The sequence below is a fragment of the Solwaraspora sp. WMMB762 genome, from assembly GCF_049179115.1.
Taxonomy (GTDB): domain Bacteria; phylum Actinomycetota; class Actinomycetes; order Mycobacteriales; family Micromonosporaceae; genus Micromonospora_E.
On record NZ_JBMHMD010000001.1, the window covers coordinates 5,063,867 to 5,088,894 of the forward strand.

The 25,028-nt window shown below is 69.5% G+C and carries 22 protein-coding genes and 1 CRISPR repeat array; of the genes, 12 read left to right on the forward strand and 10 right to left on the reverse strand.

Annotated features, from left to right (window positions below):
• Nucleotides 1–17: 17 nt before the first annotated feature.
• On the forward strand, nucleotides 18–347 hold the full coding sequence (locus ACN27J_RS22645) for an STAS domain-containing protein (protein WP_123607486.1): 330 nt from the start codon (nucleotides 18–20) through the stop codon (nucleotides 345–347).
• Between the two features lie 28 nt (nucleotides 348–375).
• Here the strand turns inward: ACN27J_RS22645 and ACN27J_RS22650 are convergent, their stop codons facing one another.
• Together ACN27J_RS22650 and ACN27J_RS22655 are read right to left on the reverse strand one after the other, a co-directional pair.
• The gene (locus ACN27J_RS22650) at nucleotides 376–924 is read right to left on the reverse strand and encodes a response regulator (RefSeq protein ID WP_421369316.1); all 549 of its coding nucleotides are present in this window, start codon (nucleotides 922–924) and stop codon (nucleotides 376–378) included.
• On the reverse strand, nucleotides 921–5,285 hold the full coding sequence (locus ACN27J_RS22655) for a HAMP domain-containing protein (protein ID WP_421369318.1): 4,365 nt from the start codon (nucleotides 5,283–5,285) through the stop codon (nucleotides 921–923). Before ACN27J_RS22655 ends, ACN27J_RS22650 begins: the two co-directional genes overlap by 4 nt.
• 111 nt (nucleotides 5,286–5,396) lie before the next feature.
• On the opposite strand from ACN27J_RS22655, the gene ACN27J_RS22660 reads away from it, so the two are divergent.
• Nucleotides 5,397–7,523: a SpoIIE family protein phosphatase gene (locus ACN27J_RS22660; protein ID WP_421369320.1), complete on the forward strand. Its 2,127-nt coding sequence runs from the start codon at nucleotides 5,397–5,399 to the stop codon at nucleotides 7,521–7,523.
• Here ACN27J_RS22660 and ACN27J_RS22665 read toward each other — a convergent pair.
• Nucleotides 7,507–8,763: an FAD-binding oxidoreductase gene (locus ACN27J_RS22665; protein WP_421369321.1), complete on the reverse strand. Its 1,257-nt coding sequence runs from the start codon at nucleotides 8,761–8,763 to the stop codon at nucleotides 7,507–7,509. The two genes, ACN27J_RS22660 and ACN27J_RS22665, sit on opposite strands and share 17 nt — an antisense overlap.
• A 120-nt stretch (nucleotides 8,764–8,883) precedes the next feature.
• Here ACN27J_RS22665 and ACN27J_RS22670 point away from each other — a divergent pair, with 120 nt between their 5' ends.
• Together ACN27J_RS22670 and ACN27J_RS22675 are read left to right on the forward strand one after the other, a co-directional pair.
• A complete protein-coding gene (locus tag ACN27J_RS22670; RefSeq protein ID WP_421369323.1) occupies nucleotides 8,884–10,971 on the forward strand; it encodes a S9 family peptidase in 2,088 nt (695 codons plus the stop codon).
• A gap of 158 nt (nucleotides 10,972–11,129) precedes the next feature.
• A complete protein-coding gene (locus ACN27J_RS22675; protein ID WP_123607037.1) occupies nucleotides 11,130–11,486 on the forward strand; it encodes an STAS domain-containing protein in 357 nt (118 codons plus the stop codon).
• Here ACN27J_RS22675 and ACN27J_RS22680 read toward each other — a convergent pair.
• Complete coding sequence (locus tag ACN27J_RS22680; protein WP_421369325.1) at nucleotides 11,404–12,963, reverse strand: CynX/NimT family MFS transporter; 1,560 nt, start codon at nucleotides 12,961–12,963, stop codon at nucleotides 11,404–11,406. The genes ACN27J_RS22675 and ACN27J_RS22680 overlap by 83 nt on opposite strands.
• A 50-nt stretch (nucleotides 12,964–13,013) precedes the next feature.
• On the opposite strand from ACN27J_RS22680, the gene ACN27J_RS22685 reads away from it, so the two are divergent.
• Entirely contained in the window at nucleotides 13,014–13,724 is a 711-nt protein-coding gene (locus ACN27J_RS22685; RefSeq protein WP_421369327.1) for a FadR/GntR family transcriptional regulator, read from the forward strand.
• 149 nt (nucleotides 13,725–13,873) lie between these two features.
• On the opposite strand, the gene ACN27J_RS22690 is transcribed toward ACN27J_RS22685, so the two are convergent.
• Nucleotides 13,874–14,524 carry a hypothetical protein gene (locus ACN27J_RS22690; protein WP_421369329.1) on the reverse strand — a complete coding sequence of 217 codons (651 nt, stop codon included), beginning with the start codon at nucleotides 14,522–14,524 and terminating at the stop codon, nucleotides 13,874–13,876.
• Nucleotides 14,525–14,729: 205 nt separating this feature from the next.
• On the opposite strand from ACN27J_RS22690, the gene mscL reads away from it, so the two are divergent.
• From mscL to ACN27J_RS22710, 4 genes are all read left to right on the forward strand, one after another.
• Nucleotides 14,730–15,134 (forward strand): large conductance mechanosensitive channel protein MscL, encoded by a 405-nt coding sequence (gene mscL / locus ACN27J_RS22695; RefSeq protein ID WP_421369331.1) that lies wholly within the window; start codon nucleotides 14,730–14,732, stop codon nucleotides 15,132–15,134.
• 407 nt (nucleotides 15,135–15,541) lie between these two features.
• Complete coding sequence (locus tag ACN27J_RS22700) at nucleotides 15,542–15,832, forward strand: hypothetical protein (RefSeq protein WP_416569502.1); 291 nt, start codon at nucleotides 15,542–15,544, stop codon at nucleotides 15,830–15,832.
• 7 nt (nucleotides 15,833–15,839) lie between these two features.
• Nucleotides 15,840–16,193: a hypothetical protein gene (locus tag ACN27J_RS22705; protein WP_421369333.1), complete on the forward strand. Its 354-nt coding sequence runs from the start codon at nucleotides 15,840–15,842 to the stop codon at nucleotides 16,191–16,193.
• A 152-nt stretch (nucleotides 16,194–16,345) separates the two neighbouring features.
• On the forward strand, nucleotides 16,346–17,050 hold the full coding sequence (locus ACN27J_RS22710; protein WP_421369335.1) for a DUF6642 family protein: 705 nt from the start codon (nucleotides 16,346–16,348) through the stop codon (nucleotides 17,048–17,050).
• Between the two features lie 58 nt (nucleotides 17,051–17,108).
• On the opposite strand, the gene ACN27J_RS22715 is transcribed toward ACN27J_RS22710, so the two are convergent.
• From ACN27J_RS22715 to ACN27J_RS22730, 4 genes are all read right to left on the reverse strand, one after another.
• Entirely contained in the window at nucleotides 17,109–17,372 is a 264-nt protein-coding gene (locus ACN27J_RS22715; protein WP_421369336.1) for a hypothetical protein, read from the reverse strand.
• A gap of 13 nt (nucleotides 17,373–17,385) precedes the next feature.
• Entirely contained in the window at nucleotides 17,386–17,658 is a 273-nt protein-coding gene (locus ACN27J_RS22720; protein ID WP_421369338.1) for a hypothetical protein, read from the reverse strand.
• 123 nt (nucleotides 17,659–17,781) lie between these two features.
• The gene (locus ACN27J_RS22725; protein WP_421369340.1) at nucleotides 17,782–18,135 is read right to left on the reverse strand and encodes a recombinase family protein; all 354 of its coding nucleotides are present in this window, start codon (nucleotides 18,133–18,135) and stop codon (nucleotides 17,782–17,784) included.
• A gap of 4 nt (nucleotides 18,136–18,139) precedes the next feature.
• Nucleotides 18,140–18,457 (reverse strand): recombinase family protein, encoded by a 318-nt coding sequence (locus ACN27J_RS22730; protein WP_421369342.1) that lies wholly within the window; start codon nucleotides 18,455–18,457, stop codon nucleotides 18,140–18,142.
• Nucleotides 18,458–18,740: 283 nt separating this feature from the next.
• Between ACN27J_RS22730 and ACN27J_RS22735 the strand changes: the two genes are divergently transcribed.
• From ACN27J_RS22735 to ACN27J_RS22745, 3 genes are all read left to right on the forward strand, one after another.
• Nucleotides 18,741–19,598, forward strand: a complete 858-nt coding sequence (locus ACN27J_RS22735; RefSeq protein ID WP_421369344.1) for a helix-turn-helix domain-containing protein — start codon at nucleotides 18,741–18,743, stop codon at nucleotides 19,596–19,598.
• Nucleotides 19,595–19,792 (forward strand): DUF397 domain-containing protein, encoded by a 198-nt coding sequence (locus ACN27J_RS22740; protein WP_281552639.1) that lies wholly within the window; start codon nucleotides 19,595–19,597, stop codon nucleotides 19,790–19,792. Before ACN27J_RS22735 ends, ACN27J_RS22740 begins: the two co-directional genes overlap by 4 nt.
• Before the next feature lie 318 nt (nucleotides 19,793–20,110).
• Nucleotides 20,111–21,731: a CRISPR direct-repeat array (repeat unit 36 nt; unit sequence GTCGCAGCTCTCTCGGGAGCTGCCCTTCATTGAGGC).
• 269 nt (nucleotides 21,732–22,000) lie between these two features.
• Nucleotides 22,001–22,714 carry a transposase family protein gene (locus tag ACN27J_RS22745; RefSeq protein WP_421367855.1) on the forward strand — a complete coding sequence of 238 codons (714 nt, stop codon included), beginning with the start codon at nucleotides 22,001–22,003 and terminating at the stop codon, nucleotides 22,712–22,714.
• Nucleotides 22,715–22,765: 51 nt separating this feature from the next.
• Here ACN27J_RS22745 and ACN27J_RS22750 read toward each other — a convergent pair whose 3' ends face one another.
• Nucleotides 22,766–24,952, reverse strand: a complete 2,187-nt coding sequence (locus ACN27J_RS22750; RefSeq protein WP_421372388.1) for an ATP-dependent RecD-like DNA helicase — start codon at nucleotides 24,950–24,952, stop codon at nucleotides 22,766–22,768.
• Between the last annotated feature and the right edge of the window lie 76 nt (nucleotides 24,953–25,028).

A 25,028-nucleotide genomic window follows, 5' to 3' on the forward strand; every position in this document is an offset into this window, starting at 1 on the left:
CGCGATACGCTGGCCGGGTGGAGCGGGCGGAGTTGTCGATCGCGTTGCGGCGCACTCCCGACGAGGCTGTGCTACGCCTCGTCGGTGAGATCGACATGCTCACCGCCGCCCAGCTGTCCACCACCGTCAACGATCTGCTCGGTGACGCGCCGTCCCGGATCGTGCTGGACATGGCCGGTGTCACCTTCTGCGACTCGCAGGGGCTGGGCACCCTGGTGGTGCTCACCCGCAAGGCCAGTCACGCGCAGAGTCTGCTGCTGCTCACCAACGTCGGCGAGTTCCTGCACCGGGTGTTGAACATCACCGGGCTGCGGTCGGCGCTCACCATCCGTAACGGCGCCGGCTGACCCGGGCCGGCCAGCCTGGCAGCTGCGGTCAGCCGCCCCAGCGGGCTGTATCCAACTCGTCGGCGACCTCGGCCGGATCCACTTCGCCGTCGCGCAGCCGGGCGGTCGCCCGGTCAATCGCCGCACACAGTTGCCGTACCTGTTCGTCCCGCTGCCGGACCAGGTCCGCCTGGGCGGCGAGTTGGCGGTTCTTCACCCAGAGGTCGACGAAGACGCCGACCTTGGCCCGCAGCACCCACGGGTCGAAGGGCTTGATCAGGTAGTCGACCGCGCCGACGGCGTACCCGCGCAGGGCGAGTTGGGCGTCGCGGTCTGCGGCGGTCAGGAACAGGATCGGTACGTGCCGGGTGCGTTCGCGACGCTTGATGTGGTTGGCCGTTTCGAATCCGTCCATCTCCGGCATCTGCGCGTCCAGCAGGATCACCGCGAAGTCGTCCACCAGTAGTTTCTTCAGCGCGTCCTCGCCGCTCTCCACCGCCACGGCCTGCACCGGCAACCCCTGCAGGATCGCCTCCAGGGCGAGCAGGTTGTCCCGCCGGTCGTCCACCAGCAGTACCTTCGCCGATCCGGCAGTCACGAGTTCAACTCCTCAGCCGCGTTGATCCAGGTCACCATCAGGGTGATCAGTTCGTCCAGGTCCACCGGCTTGGTGATGTAGTCCGTCGCCCCGGCCTGCAGCGCGGACTCCCGGTCACCCGGCATCGCCTTCGCGGTCAGGAAGACCACCGGCAGGTCCGCGAAGCGTTCGTTGCGGCGGATGATCCGGGTCGTCTCGTAACCGTCCTGGTCCGGCATCATCGCGTCCATCAGCACGATGTTCACTTCGGGGCGTTCGGCGAGTTTACGTACGCCGTCGACCCCGTTGTCCGCGTAGATCACGGTCATCCCGTGCAGCTCCAACGCGCTGGTCAGCGCGAAGACGTTGCGGACGTCGTCGTCGATGATCAGTACGGTGGCCCCGTCCAGCCGCCGGGTGGTCGGCGGTTCGGGGCGGTCCACCTCGATCGGCCGGGTCAGCGGTGGCAGCGCGGTGCGGATCGGCGCCGCGGCCGGCAACGGTGCTGGCGGCAGCACCGCGTCGGTGTTGAGCACGTCGGGAACGTACAGCGTGAAGGTGGATCCTTCGCCCGGCACCGACGAGACGGAGATCGCGCCGCCGATCAGCCGGGCCAGGTCGCGGCTGATCGACAGGCCGAGGCCGGTGCCGCCGTACCGCCTGCTGGTCGTCCCGTCCGCCTGCTGGAACGCCTCGAAGATCAGCGAGAGCTTGTCGTCGGAGATGCCGATTCCGGTGTCGATCACCGTGAAGGCGACCACCTGGTCGGCGGTGGACAGCGCTGGTTGTTCGAAGGTCAGGTCCTGCGGGGCGGGGGCGATCTGCAGCGTCACCGACCCGGCATCGGTGAACTTCACTGCGTTGGAGAGCAGGTTGCGCAGGATCTGCTGCAGCCGCTGCGCGTCGGTGACGACCGCCGGCGGCAGGTCCGGCGCCACCTCGACGTGCAGTTCCAGCCCTTTCTCGTCGACCTGCGGCGCGAACGCCTGCTCGACGTACGACCGGATCTCGCCGAACGGCACCTCGGCCGGCTGCACGTCCATCCGGCCGGCCTCGATCTTCGACAGGTCGAGGATGTCGTCGATGAGGGACAGCAGATCGGAGCCGGCGCTGTGGATGGTCTTGGCGAACTCGATCTGCTTGCCGGTGAGGTTGTCGTCCGGGTTGTCGGCCAGCAGCCGGGCCAGCAGCAGCAGCGAGTTCAACGGGGTACGCAGCTCGTGGCTCATGTTGGCCAGGAACTCCGACTTGTACGCCGAGGCCCGGGACAGCTGCTGGGCCTTCTCCTCCAGACCGATCCGGGCCAGTTCGATCTCCCGGTTCTTGGTCTCGATGTTGCCCTTCTGCTCGGACAGCAGCCGGGCCTTGTCCTCCAGCTCGGCGTTGGTGCGCTGCAGTTCGGCCGACTGGGCCTGCATCTCGTTGGCCAGCCGCTGCGACTGGGCGAGCAGTTCCTCGGTGCGCTTGTTCGCCTGGATGGTGTTGACCGCGATGCCGATCGTGGCGACCAGCCGCTCCAGGAACGCCAGGTGCAGCTCGGAGAAGGCGGCGACGGAGGCGAACTCGATCACCCCCAGCATTTCGCCTTCGAACAGCACTGGCAGCACCACGTGGTCCCGGGGCGGGATGCTGAGCAGCCCGGAGCGCAGGGTGAGTGCGCCGGTGGCGCCGGCGCCGACCCGGATGGTCCGGCGGGAGACGGCGGCCTGGCCGACCAGCCCTTCACCCGGCCCAAAGATGATCTTGTGGTCCCGGGCCACGTAGCCGTACGCGGCGGTGAGCCCGAGGCGGGTCACCCCATCGTCGGCGTCGGCGAGGAAGAACGCGCCGAGCTGCGCGTCGACCAGCGGCGTCACCTCATTCATGATCATGCGACAGACCTCGCCGAGGTCCCGCTGCCCCTGCAGCAGGCCACCGATCCGCGCCAGGTTCGAGTCCAGCCAGCCCTGCTCGGCGTTCTTCTTGGTGGTGTCCCGCAGGGTGACGATCATCTGGTTGATGTTGTCCTTCAGCTCGGCGACCTCGCCCTGCGCCTGCACGGTGATGTGCTGGGTCATGTCGCCACGGGTCACCGAGGTGGAGACCTGCGCGATCGCCCGCAGCTGGGTGGTCAGGGTGGACGCCAGCTGGTTGACGTTCTCGGTGAGGTCGCGCCAGGTGCCGGAGACCCCCTTGACCTGCGCCTGGCCGCCGAGCTCCCCCTCGGTGCCGACCTCCCGGGCGACCCGGGTGACCTCGTCGGCGAATGACGACAGTTGGTCGACCATGGTGTTGACGGTCGACTTGAGCTCCAGGATCTCGCCCTGCGCGTCGACGGTGATCTTCTGGGAGAGGTCGCCCTTGGCGACGGCGGTGGTGACCGAGGCGATGTTGCGGACCTGGCTGGTGAGGTTGGAGGCCATCGAGTTGACGTTGTCGGTGAGGTCGCGCCAGGTGCCGGAGACTCCCTTGACCTGGGCCTGGCCGCCGAGTTTGCCTTCGGTGCCGACTTCGCGGGCGACCCGGGTGACCTCGTCGGCGAATGACGACAGTTGGTCGACCATGGTGTTGACGGTCGACTTGAGCTCCAGGATCTCGCCCTGCGCGTCGACGGTGATCTTCTGGGAGAGGTCGCCCTTGGCGACCGCCGTGGAGACCTGGGCGATGTTCCGTACCTGGGCGGTCAGGTTCGACGCCATCGAGTTGACGTTGTCGGTCAGGTCCCGCCACGTCCCGGCCACCCCGCGCACCTGTGCCTGGCCGCCGAGCTTGCCTTCGGTGCCGACTTCGCGGGCGACCCGGGTGACCTCGTCGGCGAACGACGAGAGCTGGTCGACCATGGTGTTGACGGTCGACTTGAGTTCGAGGATCTCGCCGCGTGCGTCGACGGTGATCTTCTGGGAGAGGTCGCCCTTGGCGACGGCGGTGGTGACCGAGGCGATGTTGCGGACCTGGCTGGTGAGGTTGGAGGCCATCGAGTTGACGTTGTCGGTGAGGTCGCGCCAGGTGCCGGAGACTCCCTTGACCTGGGCCTGGCCGCCGAGTTTGCCTTCCGTACCCACCTCCCGGGCGACCCGGGTGACCTCGTCGGCGAACAGCGACAGTTGGTCGACCATGGTGTTGACGGTCGACTTGAGTTCGAGGATCTCGCCGCGTGCGTCGACGGTGATCTTCTGCGACAGGTCGCCCTTGGCGACCGCCGTGGAGACCTGGGAGATGTTCCGGACCTGACTGGTCAGGTTGCCGGCCAGCTGGTTCACGTTCTGCGTGAGGTCACGCCACGTCCCGGAGAGCCCGCGGACCTGGGCCTGACCACCCAACTTGCCTTCGATACCGACTTCGCGGGCGACCCGGGTGACCTCGTCGGCAAACCACGACAGCTGGTCCACCATCGTGTTGACCGTCGATTTCAGTTCGAGGATCTCGCCCTGGGCGGCGACGGTGATCTTCTGGGAGAGGTCGCCCTTGGCGACCGCCGTGGAGACCTGGGCGATGTTCCGTACCTGGGCGGTCAGGTTCGACGCCATCGAGTTGACGCTGTCGGTCAGGTCCTTCCAGGTGCCCGCCACGTTCGGCACCTGGGCCTGCCCGCCGAGTTTGCCCTCCGTACCGACTTCGCGGGCGACCCGGGTGACCTGCTCGGCGAACAACCGCAGCGTGTCGGTCAGCATGTTGATCGTGTCGGCGAGCTCGGCGACCTCACCCTTGGCCGACACGGTGATCTTCTGCGACAGGTCGCCCCGCGACATCGCGGTGGCCACCTGGGAGATCGACCGGACCTGGTGGGTCAGGTTGGAGGCCATCGAGTTGACGTTGTCGGTCAGGTCCTTCCAGGTGCCGGAGACCCCCTTGACCCGCGCCTGGCCACCCAGCTTGCCCTCGGTGCCCACCTCCCGGGCGACCCGGGTGACCTCGTCGGCGAACGACGAAAGCTGGCCGACCATCGTGTTCACCGTCCGGCCGATCCGCAGGAACTCGCCGCGCAGCGGCTGTCCGTCGATCTCCAGCTCCATGTGCTGGGACAGGTCACCTTCGGCGACCGCCCGGATCACCCGGGCGATCTCGGTGGTCGGTCGACCCAGGTCGTCGATCAGCGCGTTGATCGCCTGGTGGTTGTCCGCCCAGGCACCGCCGAAGCCCTCCTCGTCGAGGCGTTCGCTGAGCCGGCCGTCCCGGCCGACGATCCGGCTGATCCGGCGCAGGTCCAGGTGCTGACGTTCCTGCAGCGAGACCACCTCGTTGAAGGCGTCGGCGACCTCGCCGGCCACCCCGACCCGGCGGGGCAGCCGTACCTTTAGATCCCCCTGCCCCACCCGGCGCAGCGCCTCGGCGAGCTCGGTCAGCAGCGCGGTCTCGTCGATCGCCGGCCGTTGGTCGGAGGACAGCTGTTTCGCGCTGGTCATAACTCCTCGCTCAGCTCTGGGAGTGGGCTGACCTCATCATTGCTCGACTACCGTGGCAGATGCGAGGCGCATGCCCGCACCAATCTGTCAGGGGATCGGAGGAACCGGCAGGTGACAGCTAGGGCCGAGCGTTCCGCCACCGGCACCGGGAGTGAGCATGTCCGGCGGGTTCGCCTGCCGGCCGACCGACGGACCCCGGCCACCGCACGTGCGGTAGTCAGGTCGGTGCTGTCCGAAGCCGCCCTGGATGAACTGATCAACGAGGCGCTGCTGCTCACCACCGAGCTGTCCACCAACGCGGTCGTACACGCCGGCACCGAGCTGATCATCGAGGTGGTGGCCGACCCGGTCGGGCTGACCGTCACGGTCACCGACTTCGCGGCCGGCCCGATCGAGAACGTCGCCGCGCTGCCCCGCAACGAGCGGCAGAACATCTCCGAGGTGTCCGAGCGGGGCCGGGGGCTGCTCCTCGTCGACCACTTCGCCAGCCGGTGGGGCACCACCCACCTGCGCACCGGCAAGGGGGTCTGGTTCCGACTCGACCGGCACGGCACCCCACCGGCACCGGACGACTGGTTCCCGCCGTGGCCGGCCGGCACCCGGCCGGCACCCACCGCCGACGATGATCACCACACCCGGCCGCCCGCCGCGCCCAGCGCCGGGACGCTCGCCGCGCTGATGCAGGCCGGGCCGGAACCGCATGCCGACGATCCGCTCGCGGACCTGGCCGGCAGCCTGCTCGCCCGGGTGGCGGACCTGGTCGGCGCGGCCGGTGGCACCGTCCGGCTGGACCGTGGCGACGGCAACGGGGTCCAGATCCTGGCGCGGTACGGCCGCCAGCCGCGGGCCGGTGAACTGCTGCGCGTACCGCTGACCGTGCACCGGCCGTACTCCGGGGAACTCGAACTCGACGCCGCACCGTCGGACTACGCCCGGCCGCTGGCCGCGCTCGTCGCCGAACGGCTCTCGCTGCACCTGGAGAACGACCGGCTGCGCCGCGCCGACCTGCGCCGGCAGACCTGGCTGACCTTCCTGGCCGAGGCGAGTGAACTGCTCGCCCAGTCACTCGACGTCGACCTGACAATGGCGTTGATCCCGCAGCTGGTGGTGCCCCGGCTCGGCCGGTGGTGCGCGGTGCACACCGCGGACGAGTGGGGCCAGCTGCAATTGGCCGCCGCGAGCCACGCCGACGAGACGGTCCTGCCCACGCTGCACGCCACGCTGCGCGAGTCCGGCCCCGACTCCGTGCTGGCCCGGCTGCGGGAGGCGTCGCGCAGCGGATCACAGGTGCCGCTCGGCGCACCGATGGACGGCTTCGCCGTACCGCTGGTGGCCCGGGGTCAGCGGCTCGGCACCCTCGCGGTCGGCCGGCACCTGCGGCACCGGCACGACCCGGACGAGGTGTCGGTCCTGGAGGACGTCGCCCGGCGGGCCGCGCTGGCCATCGACAACGCCCGGATCCATCAGGAACGCCGACGGGTCGCGCACACCCTGCAACAGTCGCTGCTGCCGCCGGGGCTGCCCACCATCGGCGGGATCGGGCTGGCGGCCGAGTACGTGCCCAGCGGCGACGCGGTCGAGGTCGGCGGGGACTTCTACGACGTGGTGCCGTTGTCGGAGGGCCGCTGGCTGGTGGTGGTCGGCGACGTGTCCGGCAAAGGGGTGCAGGCCGCCACCGTCACCGGGCTGGTCCGGGACGTCATCCGGGTGCTGGTACGCGACGGAAAGGCGTTGCCGGAGGTGCTGGCCCGGCTCAACGACACGCTCGTCGAACGGGGCGGTGGCCGCTACTGCACGCTCGCGATGGCCGCCGTGACGGTCACCGCCGACCAACAGCTGGACGTCCGACTGCACCTGGCCGGCCACGACCGGCCGGTGCTGATCAGCGGGTACGGGCAGGCCCGGTTCGTCGGTGCCGGCGGGACCGCGCTCGGGCTGCTGGAGGAGATCGTCGCACCGTCGGTGGAGCTCAGCCTGGCACCCGGCGACTCGCTGGTCTTCTACACCGACGGGATCACCGAGCGACGCAACGGGCGGGAACTGTTCGGCACCGAGCGGCTGCGCCGCGCGGCGGCACCGCTGGCCGGCTTCTCCGCCGACGTGGTGGCGGCCCGGCTGCGTACCACGACGCTGGACTTCTCGGTCGAGGCGCCCCGCGACGACATCGCGATCCTGGTGGTACGCAACGAGCCGGCGACGAAGGCCGGCCCGGCCAGCCCGGTCAGGACCCGTCGGTGAACCGGCCGGGGGCCAGCCGGTGCTGCGGGTCGAACCGTTGCTTGAGCTCAAGTAGCCGGGGCAGGCCCGGCCGGTGGCCCCAGATGTCGACGGCCTGTCGGACCTCGGCGGGCGCGGTCAGCACCACGCAGCTGCCGCTGCGCGCCAGCAGCACCGCCCGAACCGTCGCCAGGGTCTCGGCGACCCGCTCCGGCGGGGTCGACCCGGGAAGTACGGCGTGCACCAGGCCGGTGCCGACCGAACCGCGAACACCGATGGGCGCGCCGACCGCGTCGCGCACCGCGTAGATCGCGGCGTGCAGGTGCGCGGCCGGTACGTCGAGCCGCAGAGCGATGTCGCTGGCGGTGAACGGGTAGCGCCGCCACCAGACCGGCGGTCGGGCGGTGTCGACGGCGTCCCCGCCGAGCAGTGCCGCCGCCCGGCCGGCGCGTTGCCGGTTCAGACCCGGCTCGCCCTCGAACAGCACCGCGAGCTGCCCGCCGGGCGGCACCTGGGACGGCCGGACGGTACGCGCGGCGTGTGCCGGCAGATCCAGCTCGACCGCCACCGGGTGCAGCCCGTCGACGGTCAGCTCGCCGACCAGGTCGCGTACCTCCAGCGGGGTGTGCACGGTGCGTCGCACCCAGCGTCGGTCGGCCGGCACCGGCTGCAGCCGGACCGTCGCGGCGACCAGCACCGCCAGGGCCCCCTGCGAACCGCAGAGCAGGTGGGGCAGTTCGTCACCGGCGTCGTCAGTCTCCGACGCCGCCCGGACCAGCCGCCCGGCGGCGTCGACGTAGTCGACCCCGGTCACGTGCCGGCACGGCGGACCGTGCCGGTGGCTCAACGGTCCGGTCTCGTCGGTGGCGACGATCCCGCCGACCGTCGCCGACGCGGAGGGCGGGTCCAGCGGCATCCGCCAGCCGGCCCGGCCGACGGCCTGCTGGGCGGTGTGCAGCGGGGTGCCCGCGCCGACCCGGACGGTGCGTGATCCTGGCGGGCGGTGCCAGACGCCGGTCAGCCGGGAGGTGTCCAGCACGATGTCCACCTGGGACGGAGGAGTCCACCAGTCCAGTTTGCTGCCGGAGCCGCGGGGGATCAGGGTCAGATCCCGATCGGCGCACAGGCGCAGCACCTCGGCGGTCGCCGAGGCCGTGCCCGGTGCCGCCACCCAACGCGGAGCGGCGGCCGCCACCTCATCGGCCGGGCCAGCGTCGCGCACGTGCGCGGCACCACAGATCTCAGCCAGTCGAGCGGCCACGTCCTGAATCACCGTCGAGTCACCCCCCGCGCTGATCGTACACGTGTTCTAATCGATCCGGATGGCCGTGCGGCGTGCCGCCGCGACCGGGCGGCCCGCTCCGGGCGGTACCGTGGCCGGGTGACGACCCAGACACCGGTTCCGCCGACCGCCAAGCGTGTCCCGACCGAGCGCGTCCACCACGGCGACACGGTCGTCGACGACTACGCCTGGCTCGCCGCCAAGGACGACCCGGACACGATCGCCTACCTGCAGGCGGAGAACGCCTACACCGAGGGTGCCACGGCGCACCTCGCCGCGCTGCGCGAAACACTGTTCGGCGAGACGAAGCGGCGTACCCAGGAGACCGACCTGTCGGTGCCGACCCGCAAGGGCGACTACTGGTACTACACCCGGACCGTCGAAGGCCAGCAGTACGGCATCCACTGCCGGCTCGCGGTCCGGCCTGGTGATTCGGCCCCGCCGGCCACTGTCGACGGCGTGTCGATCGACGGCGAGGAGATCCTGCTCGACGGCAACGCCCTCGCCGAGGGGCACGACTTCTTCGCGCTGGGCACCTTCGACGTCAGCCCGGACGGCCGCTGGCTGGCGTACTCCACCGACTTCTCCGGCGACGAGCGCTTCACCCTGCGGATCAAGGACCTGTCCACCGGCGAGGTGCTGCCCGACGAGGTGCCGTCGACCTTCTACGGCACCGCCTGGGCGGCCGACGGCAGCGCGCTGTTCTACCTGACCGTGGACGACGCGTGGCGGCCGTACCGGGTCTGGCGCCACCAGATCGGCACCGGCGCGGACCGCGACGTCATCGTCCACCAGGAGGACGACGAGCGGTTCTGGGTCGGCGTCGAGCTGACCCGCTCCGAGCGGTTCATCCTGATCGACGCGCACAGCAAGACCACCAGCGAGGTACGGGCACTGCCGGCCACCGACCCGACCGCCGAGCCGGTGGTCATCGCCCCGCGTCGGCAGGGGGTGGACTACTCGGTCGAGCACCATGGGCACCGGTTCCTGATCCTGCACAACGACGGCGCCGAGGACTTCGCCCTCGCGTACACCTCTGTGGACGCCCCCGGCGACTGGGTTCCGCTGATCGGGCACACCCCCGGCACCCGGCTCGAATCGGTGGACGCGTTCGCCAACCACCTGGTGGTGTCGCTGCGTACTGACGGACTGACCGGGCTGCGGGTGCTCCCGGTCGGCAGCACCGACACCTTCGACATCGAGTTCCCCGAACCGATCTACAGCGTCGGGCTGGACGCCAACCCCGAGTACACCACCACCAGCCTGCGGATCCGCTACACCTCGCTGATCACCCCCGACTCCATCTACGACTACGACCTGGTCACCCGCGACCTGGCGCTGCGCAAGCGCAAGCCGGTGCTCGGCGGCTACGACCCGGCCGGCTACGAGCAGCACCGGGAATGGGCGGTCGCCGACGACGGCACCCGGGTGCCGATCTCGGTGGTGTGCCGCGCCGGGACCCCCCGGGACGGTTCCGCGCCGTGCGTGATCTACGGGTACGGGTCGTACGAGATCAGCATGGACCCGTGGTTCTCGGTGCCCCGGCTGTCGCTGCTGGACCGTGGCGTGGTGTTCGCTGTCGCGCACGTGCGAGGCGGCGGTGAGCTGGGCCGGCGTTGGTACGACGACGGCAAGATGATGGCCAAGAAGAACTCGTTCACCGACTTCGTGGCCTGCGCCCGACACCTGGTGAAGGCGGGCTGGACCACCTCGGACCGGCTGATCGCCCGGGGCGGCTCGGCCGGTGGGCTGCTGATGGGCGCGGTGGTCAACCTCGCCCCGGACGCGTTCGGCGGCATCGTGGCGCAGGTGCCGTTCGTGGACGCGCTGAACACGATCCTCGACCCGACGCTGCCGTTGACGGTCACCGAATGGGAGGAATGGGGCAACCCCCTGGAGGACCCCGACGTGTACGCGTACATGCGCTCGTACACCCCGTACGAGAACGTCGCCGCCGTCGACTACCCGCCGATCCTGGCCGTGACCAGCCTCAACGACACCCGGGTCTTCTACCACGAGCCGGCGAAGTGGGTGGCGAAACTGCGCGCGGTGGCTCCCGGCGGGTCGTACCTGCTGAAGACGGAGATGGGTGCCGGTCACGGCGGCCCGAGCGGGCGCTACGACGCCTGGCACGAGGAGGCCTTCGTCACGGCCTGGATCCTCGACCGGGTGGGGCTGGCCGGCTGACCCGGCCGGCGGACGGGACCCCGCCGTCGCCGCGATGACGCCGGTCGCGGCGGGTCCCCGACCGGGCTGGGATTATGGTGACCGGGCAACGAACTCCCGGTCCTGCGCGGACGACAGCAAGTGGAGTACCGTTCGAGCGGAATGGCTGGAGGTCTCGAATGTCCCTGACGGTGCAGACGGAGCAGCGTGGCGACGTCGTCGTCGTGTCGGTCGGTGGTGAGTTGGACATGGCCACCGCACCCCAACTCCAGGACCAGATAACGGATCTACTGGACAAAGGCCGTAGTCGGCTGGTCTTCGATCTGGCCGACGTGTCGTTCTGCGACTCCACCGGCCTGTCGGTCTTCGTCCGGGCGAAGAACGGGTGCGACGAGGCCGGCGGCGTCGTCCGGCTCGCCGCACCGCAGCGCGGGGTGCTGCGCATCCTGGAGGTCAGCGGCCTGGTCGAGGTCCTGCAGACCTTCCCGACCGTCGACGAAGCGGTCTCGGCGCCCCAGCCGGCTCCGGCCGACTGACTGACGCGGCGGCGCCGGCCTCGTCCTCGATCCAGCGGGGCCGGGCGATCGCCCAGCCCGTACCGGTCTGCACCAGCAGCGCCACACCGAGCAGCGCGATCGGCACCAACCAGCCGCCGGTCTGCTCGTACAGCAGACCCACCGAGAGCGGGCCGAGCGCGGCGATCAGGTAACCGGTGCTCTGGGTGAACGCCGACAACGACACGACGCCGGCCCCGGTCCGGGCCCGGAGCCCGATCATTGCCAGCGCCAGCGGGAAGGTGCCCTGGCCGAGCGCGAGCAGCACCATCCACACCAGGGCACCCTCGTACGGCAGCCAGAGCAGCCCGGCGTAGCTGAGCGCGGACGCCACGGCGGTACCGAGCACCAGCGGCCGCAGACTCGCCATCCGGGTGGCCAGCGTCGGCGTCAGCAGCGCGATCGGCACAGCGACCGCGGTGACCCCGGCCAGCAGCAGCCCGGCGGTCTCCGGCCGGAAACCGGCGTCGCGGAACACCTGCGCCAGCCAACCCATCTGGGCGTACGCGCCGAACGACTGTGCGCCGAAGAAGCCGGCCATCAGCCAACCGAGCCGGGTCCGGCCCGGTCGGATCGCCGTCGCGCCCGGCCGCGCCAGCGGCCGTCGACCAGCGGTAGTGACCGCCGGCTGCTGGCCGGCAGCGCTGGCCGCCGGCCGATGCCCGGTGGCGCTGGTCGCCGGCTGCCGCCGGTCCCGCCAGGCGACCGGCACCCAGAACACCGCGGCGGCGACAGCGATCAGCGCCCAGAAGCCGAGCCCGACCCGCCAACTGCCGGCCGCGTGGGCGATCGGGACCGCGGTGCCGGCCGACACCGACGCGCCGATGGTCAGCGACATCATGTACGCGCCGGTGACCAGGCCGGCCCGGTGCGGGAAGTACTGCCGGACCAGCATCGGCAGCAGCACGTTCGCCACCGCGATCCCGGCCAGGGCCAGGGCGCTGGTCGCCACGAACAACCAGGCGGAGCTGGTGGTGACCCGCAGCAGTTGACCGGTGGCGAGCGCCGCCATCGAGGCCACCAGCAGCCGCGGTGGCGAGAAGCGGCGGACCAGCCACGGGGTGAACGCGCCGACCGAGGCGAAGGCCAACGCCGGCAGCATGGTCACCACGCCGGCAAGCAGGCCGGACAGCGCCAGGCCGGTACGGACCTCGTCCAGCAGCGGGCCGAGGCTGGTGATCGCGAGCCGCAGGTTGAGCGCGACGAGGATCATCGCGATCAGCACCACGACCGTGCCGCGCCGGCCGGCTCCGGTGGTCGCCGTCCCGGCCGGTGAAGTGGCCGGCACCGGCTGGATCCGCCCGGTCGTGGTTGGCCCGGTCGTGGTTGGCCCGGTCGTGCTTGGCCCGGTCGTGGTTGGCCCCGGCACGGCCCGCCCCGATGAGGTCTGCCTCGGCACGGTCGACCCCGGTGCGGTCCGGGTAGCCGGGCGGCCGGTGAGGGCGGTTGGCGGAGTCATGTCGACCATCCTAAAATCATGGGATGATTTATGGTCGGGTGATGTAACCGATGACACCCTCGGCAGCTTCCCCGCCGGCACCTGCCGGCCAGTCCGGCACTTCCGGCACTTCCCGCAGGTCCCGGCAGACTCTGGTCCGCCAGGCGATCGACTCGCTGCGCGAACAGATCGCCGCCGGCGACTGGCCGCTCGGCACCCGGATCCCGACCGAACCACGGCTGGCCGAGGCGCTCGGCGTCGGGCGCAACACGGTCCGCGAGGCGGTACGCGCGTTGGTGCACGCCGGCGTGCTGGAGTGCCGGCAGGGCTCCGGCACCTACGTGATCTCCACCGACGAGTTGGCCGGCGCGGTGGCCCGCCGCTGCGCCACCGCCGAGTGGCGGGAGACCGTGGAGGTCCGCCGGGCGTTCGAGGTCGAGGCGGCTCGGCTGGCGGCGCAGCGGCGTACCCCGGCGGACGTGGCGTCACTGGACGCGGCGCTGGCCGACCGCGAGGCAGCCTGGCGCGGGGGCGACCTGGCCCGGTTCGTCGACGCGGACCTGACGCTGCACCGGGCGATCATGGCCGCCGCGCACAACGTGATGCTGTCCGAGCTGTACGACTCGATCGGCGCGGCGATGCGGGCCACCGTCGCCGAGGCGGTCGGCCCGGACCTGCACCCGGACCGGCACGTCGACCACGGCCGGCTGGTCGCGGCGATCCGCGACGGTGACCCGGAACGGGCGGCCCGAGAGGCGGCCGCCTACCTCGGCACCGACTGACCCGCGACGCTCACGCAAGACCGGCCCGTGACGCTGACGCGACGAGGGCCGGACCCCGGGGGGCGGGGTCCGGCCCTCGCGCTGAGCGCTGCGCGGTGGTGCCGCGCTGCGGCGCGCTGCTCCGGTGCTGCTGCGGATGGTGCGGTGGGTCAGCTGTTCCAATGCTGGGCGACCAGTTCGGCGGCCTGGGTCTCCCACTGCGCATAGTGGAACGGGTACGCCGATACCTGGACGGTCTGGGCGGCCTCGGTCAGCGGCATGTCCTGCCAGCCGTCGACGGCCTTGAGCCCGTTCAGGAACGCGGTGGTGGAGTACTCGACGTCGGTGATCTGCTCCACCGTGCCCCAGCCGGAGGAGGGACGCTGCTGGAACAGGCCCTGCGAGTCGTGGTCGTTGCGGTCACCGAGGTGGCCGAGGTTCTCCAGCTTCGACTCCTGCAGGGCGGTGGCGATGGCGACCACGGCGGCCCGCTCGTCCATGCCGGCCTTCTTCGTCGCGGCGATGATGCCCTTGACGTTGTCGGTCTGCTCGCCGGACAGGGTGATGCGGGACTGCTCACCCTGCACACCGTGCGGGGTCAGCTTGTCGCTGTCGACGCGGTCGCTGGTGGCGTCGTGGTCGGTGGTGACGGTGTCACTGGTGGTGACGGCGGTGTCCGTGGTGGCAGCCCGGACGCCGGGGGTGTGCTGGGCGGCCAGGGCGGGGGCGGCGATCGCGCCGCCGGCCAGGGCCAGCCCGGCGATGCCGAGGGCGGTGTTACGCAGCTTGTCGCGGAGCGTACCGGTGATGATCGTGTTCATGGGGGGTCCACCTCTCCGTGCCGGGGGGATCGCCGTTCCAGGTGGTCGTGCGGTGCGGGGGCGGACCATGCACAACGACCGCCGGTCACCAGGCATTCCACCGCGCTGCCGGGGGCCGGGCGACGGGGCGTGCGCCAGCGGGGCGGGCAGATCGTCGCGGTAGGTTGTCGACCGATATTCCGCTCAGCTGCCGGGAGTGCCCCTCATGATCAACGGCTTCAAGAATTTCATCCTGCGCGGGAACGTTGTCGACCTCGCGGTCGGCATCGTCATCGGTGCGGCGTTCACCGCCGTGGTGACCCAGTTGACCAAGTCGTTCCTCGAGCCGTTCATCAGGCTGCTGTCCGTGCTGCTGACCGGCGAGGAGGGCATCGGCGGTGCTGGGTTCACGGTCCGTGGCGTCGTCTTCGACTGGCCGGCCTTCGTCAACGCGGTGATCACCTTCGTGCTCACCGCCGCCGCGCTGTACTTCCTGGTCGTCATGCCGATGAACCGGCTCGCGGAGCGTCGGCGTCGGGGCGAGGAGCCGCCGCCGGCCGCGCCGAGCGAGGAGATCAAGTTGCTGACCGAGATCCGGGACGCTCTGGTGACCCGCCGCACCGACCGGTAGGTGTCGTCGTCCCGGGTGGTCACCGGCGCGGATTCGGATCGAGGGAACCGTCATTGTCGTCAAATCGGCTCCGAGACAACCATGTAGGTTCCCTCGGTGGCGCCAGGTCGACGAGGCGCCGACCTCGAGGAACTCTCCGTAGTTGCCCTATCACTCCCAGCAGTTGAAAAATGGCGGCGGCGGGACGTGATTTGCGTGACACTTGACACATGGAGCAGCTAGCCGGGATCACGTCCCAGGACTGCGCAACCCCTACCCGACCCGTCGCCGACCTCGGTCGACCGACCGCCCAACCCGCTGGCGGGCGGGCGGTGGCCACCCTTGTCCGGCCCCGCTGTGACGACCCCACCTGTGGCACCTGCTACCAGCGGCCGGAGACGGACTGACCGCCGTACCCACTCGAACAAATGTTCGATAGGGTCCGTCGGGTGGAGCAGCGTAAACACTGGTGGAACGGCAGTTGGGGGCGGCTGGCCCGGCGGGACGTGTTCCTCCGCGCCGACGCCGACCGGTGGTTCGTCGAGGCCCGCGTCGGCGGCGCCGAGGGCAGGTCACGGTTCACCGAGTACGACACCGAGGAGTCCGCGTACGACGCGGTCCGTCGCCTGATCGACGGCCCCGGCGCCTGGCGCGAGGTCTCCGACGGACGGTTTGTCGCACGCCGACACGGGGAACCGGACTTCCATGAACGCGGCTGACGCATCTGTGACAGACCGGATCGCCACCGGCATGCCGGTGGTCGACGCACGGGGCGAGGAGATCGGCACCGTCGCCCTGGTCCGTCCAGCGGATCCGAACGCGGTGACGGTCGAAGGCGCGGTCGATCCGCAGGACGCGATCGGCGACGAGGTGCCCCACCCGCAGGTGGGCGACGAGCCGGCCACCGCGCCCGACGTGGCGGCCCGGCTGCTGCGTACCGGCTTCATCAAGATCAGCACGACGGAGCCGGCGGCGTTGTCGGGCGGTGTCGGCTATGTCAGCGTCGAACAGCTGGCGGCGGTCGACGCCGGGGTGGTCCGTCTCGCGGTGCCCCGGTCCGAGGTGACACCACCGGCCTGACCGGCGGTATGGTCACTGACCGGACCGACAGGTGGGTAGCGGGCCCGGCCGGGCTGCCGACCGGGCGACCCGGCAGGCAGCGGACCTCGGTGCTCCGGGCCGGCTGCGACCTTGGGCGGTCCGGCGGGTGGTCCGCGACGGTGGGAGGCGACGTGGCGCGCGGTGGTGTCTTCTGCATCGAGGGGCAGTGGCATCGCGACCTGAACGAGCGCGGCTCGGTGCTGCCGACCCTGGAGCTGCTGGAACGGCTCAGCCGGATCCGGTTCATCCACCGCGACGCCGCGACCCCCGACGAGCTGGCCTACTTCCTGGACCGCTGGCTGCTGCGCCAGTACGCCGACTACCGGGTCGGCTTCTTCGCCATGCACGGCGAGCCGACCAAACTGTGCCTGACCGAACGGCACCACGTCGACCTGGACGACGTGGCCGAGCAGATGGCCGGCCGGTGCGCCGGCAAGCGGCTGTACTTCGGCAGCTGTTCGGTGCTGCGCGCCTCCGACGCCCGGATGCGCGAGTTCCTCGCCACCACCGGGGCCTCGCTGATCTGCGGCTACACCCGGGAGGTCGACTGGGTGGAGTCGGCGGCGTTCGAGACGGTGCTGCTCGACGTGCTCGCCAACGGGGTCTACAACAACGCCGCTGAGCTGCGGATGGGTTCGTCGCACTGGGCGCCGCTGGCGGCGTACCTGGGCTTCCGGATCGTCTACGCCAACGGCCGCACTTGGCGGCCGGCCGGCCGACAACGCGGGTCGGCTGGCCAGACGCCGGGGCCGGCGAGCCCGCCGCAGGTGCCGGCGCAGGGCGGTGGTCGCGGTGGTCGCGGTGGTCGCGCCAGCCGTACGTCTGCCGGCAGATAACCGCCGCCGGCAGACGTACCGCTGGCGTACGCCGATCGCCCGATCGCCATTGGCGGCATCACCATGTGATGGTGGGCGGTAGGCAGTAGCCGAGTTGTTGGCCGTAGGTCATCAGTGGGCGCAGGGTCGGGACCAGTTCGGTCGCCTGTGTGGTCCAGTGGTGTCCCCGGTTGCCGTCGAGTCGGCGGTGACGGGCCGATGCCGTCTGCCGTTGTTGCCGCAGCTCGCGGCGCAGGTGGTGCAGCCGCTTGGAGGCCGTGGACCGGCCGGAGCGCCAGTCGAGCCAGCGCAGCCACCAGTCACGGAGCATTTCGGTGATCATTTCTCTCCCTTGATCAATTGGTCGGTGGTCGGGCTTCTGCGTGCCGTGGTAGTCGGTAGAGTCCGTGGCGTTGGACGAAGATCTCCCGTCGTTCGGCGGCGTTGCCGTGACGGTCGATGACGTATCCGGTGAGCCAGATCCACCCGTCGTAGGTCCACTTCCGGTCGACGGCGATGACCCGGAGTCGGATGGCGCGGTCGTCGGCGAACTGGACGCTGGCTTCCCGGCCGATGATCAGGACGTCGCCGGGTTTCGGCTCCGGCGTGGCGAGTAGTCGGCTACTCACCAGGCCGATCCGCTATCGGGTAGGTCGTGCGCCCGCAGTCTGGGCACCACCTGGATTTAATCTTGAACGACCAGAGCCCGGCGCAGAAGCCGAGCAGCGCCGCGCCGACGACTGCCCCGATTCCTAGCATGGCCACACTCTCCTGTCGCAGGTGTCGATGGCTTCGAGATCGAAGATGAGCGCGTCTGCCGCGTGAAGTTCCTCGATCAGGTCGTCGAAGAGGTGGCTGTGGTGTGCGGAGAGGGTTTCGTGGGCGGGGACGATGATGTGGTGGGCGTCCTCGACGAGGAGGTCATGCATCAGGCGGTCGAACGCTGCTCGGCTGGTCGCTGCGCGTTCGATGAAGACGGCGGTCAGGTCGTAGCCGTGGCTGTCGGCGAACTGCTGCATGCGTTGCTCGGCTTGGTCCACGATGGCGTTGCTGGTGTTGGCGTGCGGCGGCAGTAGGCGGATGTAGCCGTACAGCGGCGGTTTCATGGGTTCAGTTCTCCTGCAGGGTGTGGACCAGGACGCCGGTGTCTTCCAGCGCGTTGAGAAGGTGGTGCTGGACCACCGGGTGCGTGGAGAGGTGCGCAAGGCTGGGCGTGATCACGCGCCGGGCGTTGGAGCGGCGGGTCTCTTCGATCAGTGCGGTGAGGGCCGGGCGGCTCAGCGCGCTGTCGTACTCATGGAAGAGCCCTGCGAGGCAGCAGCCCTCCTGCTCGGCCCAGAACTTGAGGGCGAGTTCCATCTGCCGGATGTCGCCGTCGAGGGCGTCGAGGTCCACCCGCAGGTAGCCGTACATCAGTGGCTTCACCATGGAGCCCTCTTCGAGTCGAGCGGGACCGACGACATGTGCCTGCTCGGGCTACCCCTCGCCGGCTGCTGGGCGGTGCGGCATGCCCAGGTATCGAAAACGAGTAGAGCACTGCGTGTATCGATCTGCAAGACTTCATTTAGGGCACCCAGAAGTCGGTCATAGTGAGCGAAGCATGCATTGCAAAACAGGCGTACGGGTGCTTTCATCGTGAGTGACAGGGTCGCCTCACCGTGAGGCGAGGAGCGGAGGGTAAGACGTGGCGGAAGGAGCGACAGGGTCAACGGTGCCGAGACGGCAACTGGGCCGCTGCCTGCGTGATCTCCGGATGCAGGCCCGGTTCACGGTCAGAGCCGCTGCCTCCGCTCTGGAGTGGAGCGAAGCGAAGATCTGGCGGATCGAGACCGGGCAGACGTCCATGCGGTCACTCGACGTCGAGCAGATGTGCCGCGTCTACGGCGCGTTGACCGAGACGACGACATCGCTCATGGCTCTCGCCAAGGAGACCAAGAGCAAGGGCTGGTGGCTGTCTTACGCGGACATAATCAACGAGGGCTTCGACGTTTACATCGGACTGGAGGAGTCCTGCAGTCACTTGCGGTGGTACGAAGCTGAGCTCGTGCCAGGGCTACTGCAAACCGAGGACTACGCCCGTACGCTGATCGAGGCCGACAACCCCGGCACGGAGCCGGACGAGATCGCCCGGCGGGTTAAGCTTCGCATCGCCCGGCAGGCGCTGCTCACCAGACCGGTCGCGGCACCGGAGCTGAGGGTGGTGCTCAACGAGTCGATCCTCCGTCGGCCGGTGGGCGGGCAGGAGGTCATGAGCGCGCAGCTGGAACGGCTGCTCACCGTGAGCGAGATGTCGAACGTGGCACTGCGGGTGCTGCCGTTCGCGGTCGGGACACACGCCGGCATCATGTCGGGTCCGTTCGTCGTGTTGGAGTTCCCCACCAACGGCAACGGCCAGGCCACCGAACCACCCACAGTCTACGTCGACGGTTTCACCGGGGCGCTGTTCCTGGACAAGCCGTATGAGATCGACCGGTACGAGGCAGCATTCACCAACATCTGGGACGCCTCGCTCGATGAACAGGCATCGAGGCAGGCAATCAGGGACGCGATGAAGGAGATGGGCAAATGATCACTGGCGACGTTTCAGCGGCTCGTTGGTTCACATCGAGTCGGAGCAACGGACAGAACAACTGCGTCGAAGTGGCCGACAACCTGCCCGGCCGGGTCCTGGTCCGGGACACCAAGAACCGAGACGGCGGCACCCTGGCCTTCGGCCCGTCCGCGTGGCGCTCGTTCATCGAGGTGGCGAAGCGCCACCACTGACGGCCTGACGGCTATCTCGGCGAGACAGCCAACGAGCGCCGACCCTGCCTCGGTAGGGTCGGCGCTCTGTATCGCTCGCCGGACGCAGTGAGTCAGGGTCGCGTGCTCGCTGGCCGGCTCGGTCGGTTCGCTCTCCGCCGCGAAGGCTCCGTCATGACGTCCGTGAGCGCGGACCCTTCGCGGAGCTGTTTACGCAGCTCAAGTACGGTTCGAGAGTGGACGTTGGTGGCGTTCGGGCTGTTGTCGTGCTCTCTCCGGGCGGACCCTTCGCGGACCGCCCGCTCCACCGCAGGTCAGGAGGGGTAGAATCGGTACCCTGTCGCAGCTCTCTCGGGAGCTGCCCTTCATTGAGGCTGCACGTAGACGCGGCCGACCTCGACGCCCGCGTCGAGTCGCAGCTCTCTCGGGAGCTGCCCTTCATTGAGGCCTGGATGGCCAACCTCGCCACCGTCGAAGAATGGTCGCAGCTCTCTCGGGAGCTGCCCTTCATTGAGGCTGGACGATGCGGCCGATGGATGGCTTCTGCACGGTGGTCGCAGCTCTCTCGGGAGCTGCCCTTCATTGAGGCCTCTCCGTGGCCCGACAGTCGAAGCACTGGTGACGGATGGTCGCAGCTCTCTCGGGAGCTGCCCTTCATTGAGGCGTGGCTGACCGCAGGGCGCCGCTGCAGTGGATCGCCGAAGTCGCAGCTCTCTCGGGAGCTGCCCTTCATTGAGGCGCGGCGATCTCCTCGTGGGCGATCTTCTCGTCGTCGTCGCAGCTCTCTCGGGAGCTGCCCTTCATTGAGGCGCGGTGGGCCGCAAGCACCGCCGGCACATCGACATGTCGCAGCTCTCTCGGGAGCTGCCCTTCATTGAGGCTGGACGTCTCGCACGGGCACCCCGTCGTCGAGTCGCAGCTCTCTCGGGAGCTGCCCTTCATTGAGGCCGTCGTCGCCGACGGGGAGCCCGTGCGCAGCCAAGTCGCAGCTCTCTCGGGAGCTGCCCTTCATTGAGGCCCGATCATCTGCGGCCGCCGCAAGGAACTCGCGCCCGAGGGTCGCAGCTCTCTCGGGAGCTGCCCTTCATTGAGGCGACATCGGGACCTTGGCTGCCAGCGAGGTGATGGTTTCGGTCGCAGCTCTCTCGGGAGCTGCCCTTCATTGAGGCGGCGTCCGAATTCCGTCTTTGTTCCGTCTTTTGTCGCAGCTCTCTCGGGAGCTGCCCTTCATTGAGGCGGCTCGGGAGCCGGTCAGGACTTCGTGTCCATCCGCGTCAGTCGCAGCTCTCTCGGGAGCTGCCCTTCATTGAGGCAGGGCGTCGAGTTGGGCGGTGATTTTGGTCAGTGTCGCAGCTCTCTCGGGAGCTGCCCTTCATTGAGGCACCAGCCGGGCGTAGGTGGTCTTGCTGTTCGGAAGTCGCAGCTCTCTCGGGAGCTGCCCTTCATTGAGGCGCCAGACCGATGAACGGCCCGTAGCGTCAAGTCAGTCGCAGCTCTCTCGGGAGCTGCCCTTCATTGAGGCGTCGGGCACCTGCTCGGCGACCAGTGGGCACAAACGTCGCAGCTCTCTCGGGAGCTGCCCTTCATTGAGGCAGGCGTTCGCACCGCCGAACACTCACGCGGAGCGTACGTCGCAGCTCTCTCGGGAGCTGCCCTTCATTGAGGCGGGTAGGTCGCTCACCCTGCCCGAGCAGGCCGGAGGTCGCAGCTCTCTCGGGAGCTGCCCTTCATTGAGGCTGGCCGGCCATCCGTACGGCGGCCTTGGCGAGGTGCTGGTCGCAGCTCTCTCGGGAGCTGCCCTTCATTGAGGCCGCCGACCGCCGTTGCCGCCGCGCTGGTCGCTGCGGTCGGGTCGCAGCTCTCGGGAGCTGCCCTTCATTGAGGCCTCGGCTTCGAGGGCGACGCGGAGAGCATCCACACCTACGTCGCAGCTCTCTCGGGAGCTGCCCTTCAATGAGCTGACGGCGGAGCTGCGTGGGTTCGTCGATCTGGCTAAGCGGACCGGATCCGCGTGACCCAAAACAAGATCAATGTGAGCGCCATGGGTCTCAAAACAGCTACATGGAGGCTTATTCAGCAGGGCCTCGATAGCCCACAGTGGACCCCCGATAAATGAGACGGCCCGCCCTCCCATAGGATGGAGTTACCACACAACAACCAAAGAAAAGCGGACCGCCGAACATGTATCATACCACCGGCTTCACGACCGATCAGATCCGCGACCTCTGCGTGCTGGTCCGCGCCGAATGCCGGAACCTGGGCATGGAACCGTGGCCACCGATCCTCGGCCTCTACCGCGCCCTCGTGGTCACGTTGACCTACATGCGGCGCAACCGCGTCCAAGCGGAGATCGCCGAGGCGCACGGCGTCTCCCAGTCGACGATCTCACGGGCGGTCACCGGCATCACACCGGTCCTCGACCGCGTGCTGGCGGGGTTCTCGCCGACCGCCGACGAGCTCGACCCGACCGTCCAGTACATCGTCGACGGCACCCTGTTCCCCTGCTGGTCATGGCGCACGGACCGCTGTCTGTACTCCGGCAAGCACAAGACCACGGGCATGAGCGTCCAGGTCGCCTGCACCCTCGACGGCGCGCTCGTCTGGGTCTCCGATCCCGTCACCGGCAACCACCACGACTCGTACGCGATCAACGACACCGGTGTTCTCGTCAGCCTGAATCCTGGAGGCTGGATCGGCGACAAGGGATACGTCGGCAACGGCATGATCACTCCGTACAAGAAGCCCAAGGGCGGCGAGCTCACAGAGTGGCAGAAGGAATACAACAGGCAGGTCAACAAGATCCGCTGGGTCGTCGAACAGGTCATCGCGAATCTGAAGACCTGGAGAATCCTGCACACCGACTACCGCAGACCGCTCGCGACCTTCACAGAAACGATCTCCTGCGCCATCGGGCTGCACTTCTACAGGATCGCCTGTGAATAGACCTCATGGGAACCATGGCACTCACGTTGATCTTGGCCATCGGCGGATGGGTCAGTCGTCGGGAGCCAGGCGGTGGGTGAGTGCGGTGTGCCGGCGACCGGCCCCGGCGGTCCGGACCGCGATCGCGATCGCCTTGCGGGAGCCGACCAGGACCACGAGTTTCTTCGCCCGGGTCACCGCCGTGTAGAGCAGGTTGCGCTGCAGCAGCGTGTACGAGCTCATCGTCACCGGGATGACCACCGCCGGGTACTCGCTGCCCTGGGAGCGGTGCACGGTGATCGCGTACGCGTGCTGTAACTCGTCCAGCTCGTCGAACTCGTACTCGATGTCCTCGTCCTCGTCGGTGCGGACGGTGAGCTTGCGCTCCTCGGTGCTGACCGCGGTGACGACTCCGATGGTGCCGTTGAAGACGCCGGCGGTGCCCTTGTCGTAGTTGTTGCGGATCTGGATGACCTTGTCGTTGATCCGGAACACCCGGGCGCCGTGCCGCCGCTCCGGCCGGTCGTCGCGCGGCGGTGCGAGCGCCTCCTGCAGGGCGGTGTTCAGGTTGCCGGCGCCGGCCGGACCCCGGTGCATCGGGCTGAGTACCTGGATGTCGCGGGCCGGCACCCGGAACTTGCGCGGGATCCGTCGGGCGACGATGTCCACCACCAGGCCGGCGACCGCCTCCGGGTCGTCGGCCGCGAACAGGAAGAAGTCGGCCATGCCGTCGGTGCGGGGCTGCTCGCCGGCGTTGATCCGGTGCGCGTTGACTACTACCCCGGACTCCTGGGCCTGCCGGAAGATCCGGGTCAACCGCACCTGCGGTACGGCCGGGGCGGCGAGCACGTCGCGCAGCACCTCGCCGGCGCCGACCGACGGCAGCTGGTCGACGTCGCCGACCAGCAGCAGGTGGGCGCCGGGTGCCACCGCCTTGACCAGCTTGTTGGCCAGGATCAGGTCGAGCATCGAGGCCTCGTCGACGACGATCAGGTCGGCGTCGATCGGGTTGTCCCGGTCGTACGTCGGATCGCCGCCCGGCCGCAGTTGCAGCAGCCGGTGCACGGTGGCGGCCGGGTGGCCGGTGAGCTCGGTCATCCGTTTCGCCGCCCGGCCGGTCGGCGCGGCGAGCACGATCTTGGCGCCCTTGGCGGCGGCCAGCGTGATGATCGACTTGACGGTGAACGACTTGCCGCAGCCCGGCCCGCCGGTGAGCACCGCCACCTTCGAGGTCAGCGCCAGGCGTACCGCCTGCTCTTGCTCGGGGGCGAGGTCGGCACCGGTGCCGGCGCGCAGCCAGGCCAGCGCCCGGCCCCAGTCGACGTCGGCGAACGCCGACAACCGGTCGGCGCGGTGGTGCAGCAGCCGCAGCAGGCTGCCGGCCAGTGAGCATTCGGCCCGGTGGAACGGCACCAGGTAGACGGCCGGGATGGTGCCGCCCTCGCTGGTCGGGTTCGGCACCGCCTCGCGTACCACGCCTTCCTCGGCGACCAGCGAGGTGAGCGCGTCGCGGACCAGTTCGACGGCGACGCCGAGGATGCCGGCGGCGTCCGTACACAGGTTGGGCTCCGGCAGATAGCAGTGGCCGTTGTCGGCGGCCTCGGAGAGGGTGTACTGGATGCCGGCCTTGATCCGTTCCGGGCTGTCGTGCGGGATGCCGACCGCTTGGGCGATGGTGTCGGCGGTCTTGAACCCGATGCCCCAGACGTCGGCGGCCAGCCGGTACGGCTCGTTGCGGACGATCGAGATCGACCCGTCGCCGTACTTCTTGTAGATCCGTACGGCGAGCGAGGTGGTGACCCCGACACCCTGCAGGAAGATCATCACCTCCTTGATCGCCTGCTGTTCGATCCACGCCTTGGCGATCAGCGAGGTCCGTTTCGGCCCGAGACCGGGCACTTCGACCAGCCGGCCAGCCTCTTCCTCGATGATCCGTAGCGTGTCGGCGCCGAAGTGGGCGACGATCCGGCCGGCCATCTTCGGCCCGATCCCCTTGATCAGCCCGGAGCCGAGGTAGCGTTCGATGCCCTGCACGGTGGCCGGCAGCACCGTGGTGTACGAGTGGACCTCGAACTGTCGGCCGTACTTCGGGTGCGACCCCCACCGGCCGACCAGCCGGATGCTCTCCCCGGGCTGTACGCCGAGCAGCGAGCCGACCACGGTCAGCAGGTCGGTGCCGGACCGCTCGGTGGCGACCCGGGCGATGGTGTAGCCGGTCTCCTCGTTGGCGTAGGTGATCCGTTCCAGGACCGCCTCCAGTACCGCTGCCGGAGGCCGGGTCGGCGGCGCGGCCGAGGGCGTGGCCGAAGGTACGGCCGAGGGCGTGGCCGGGGCG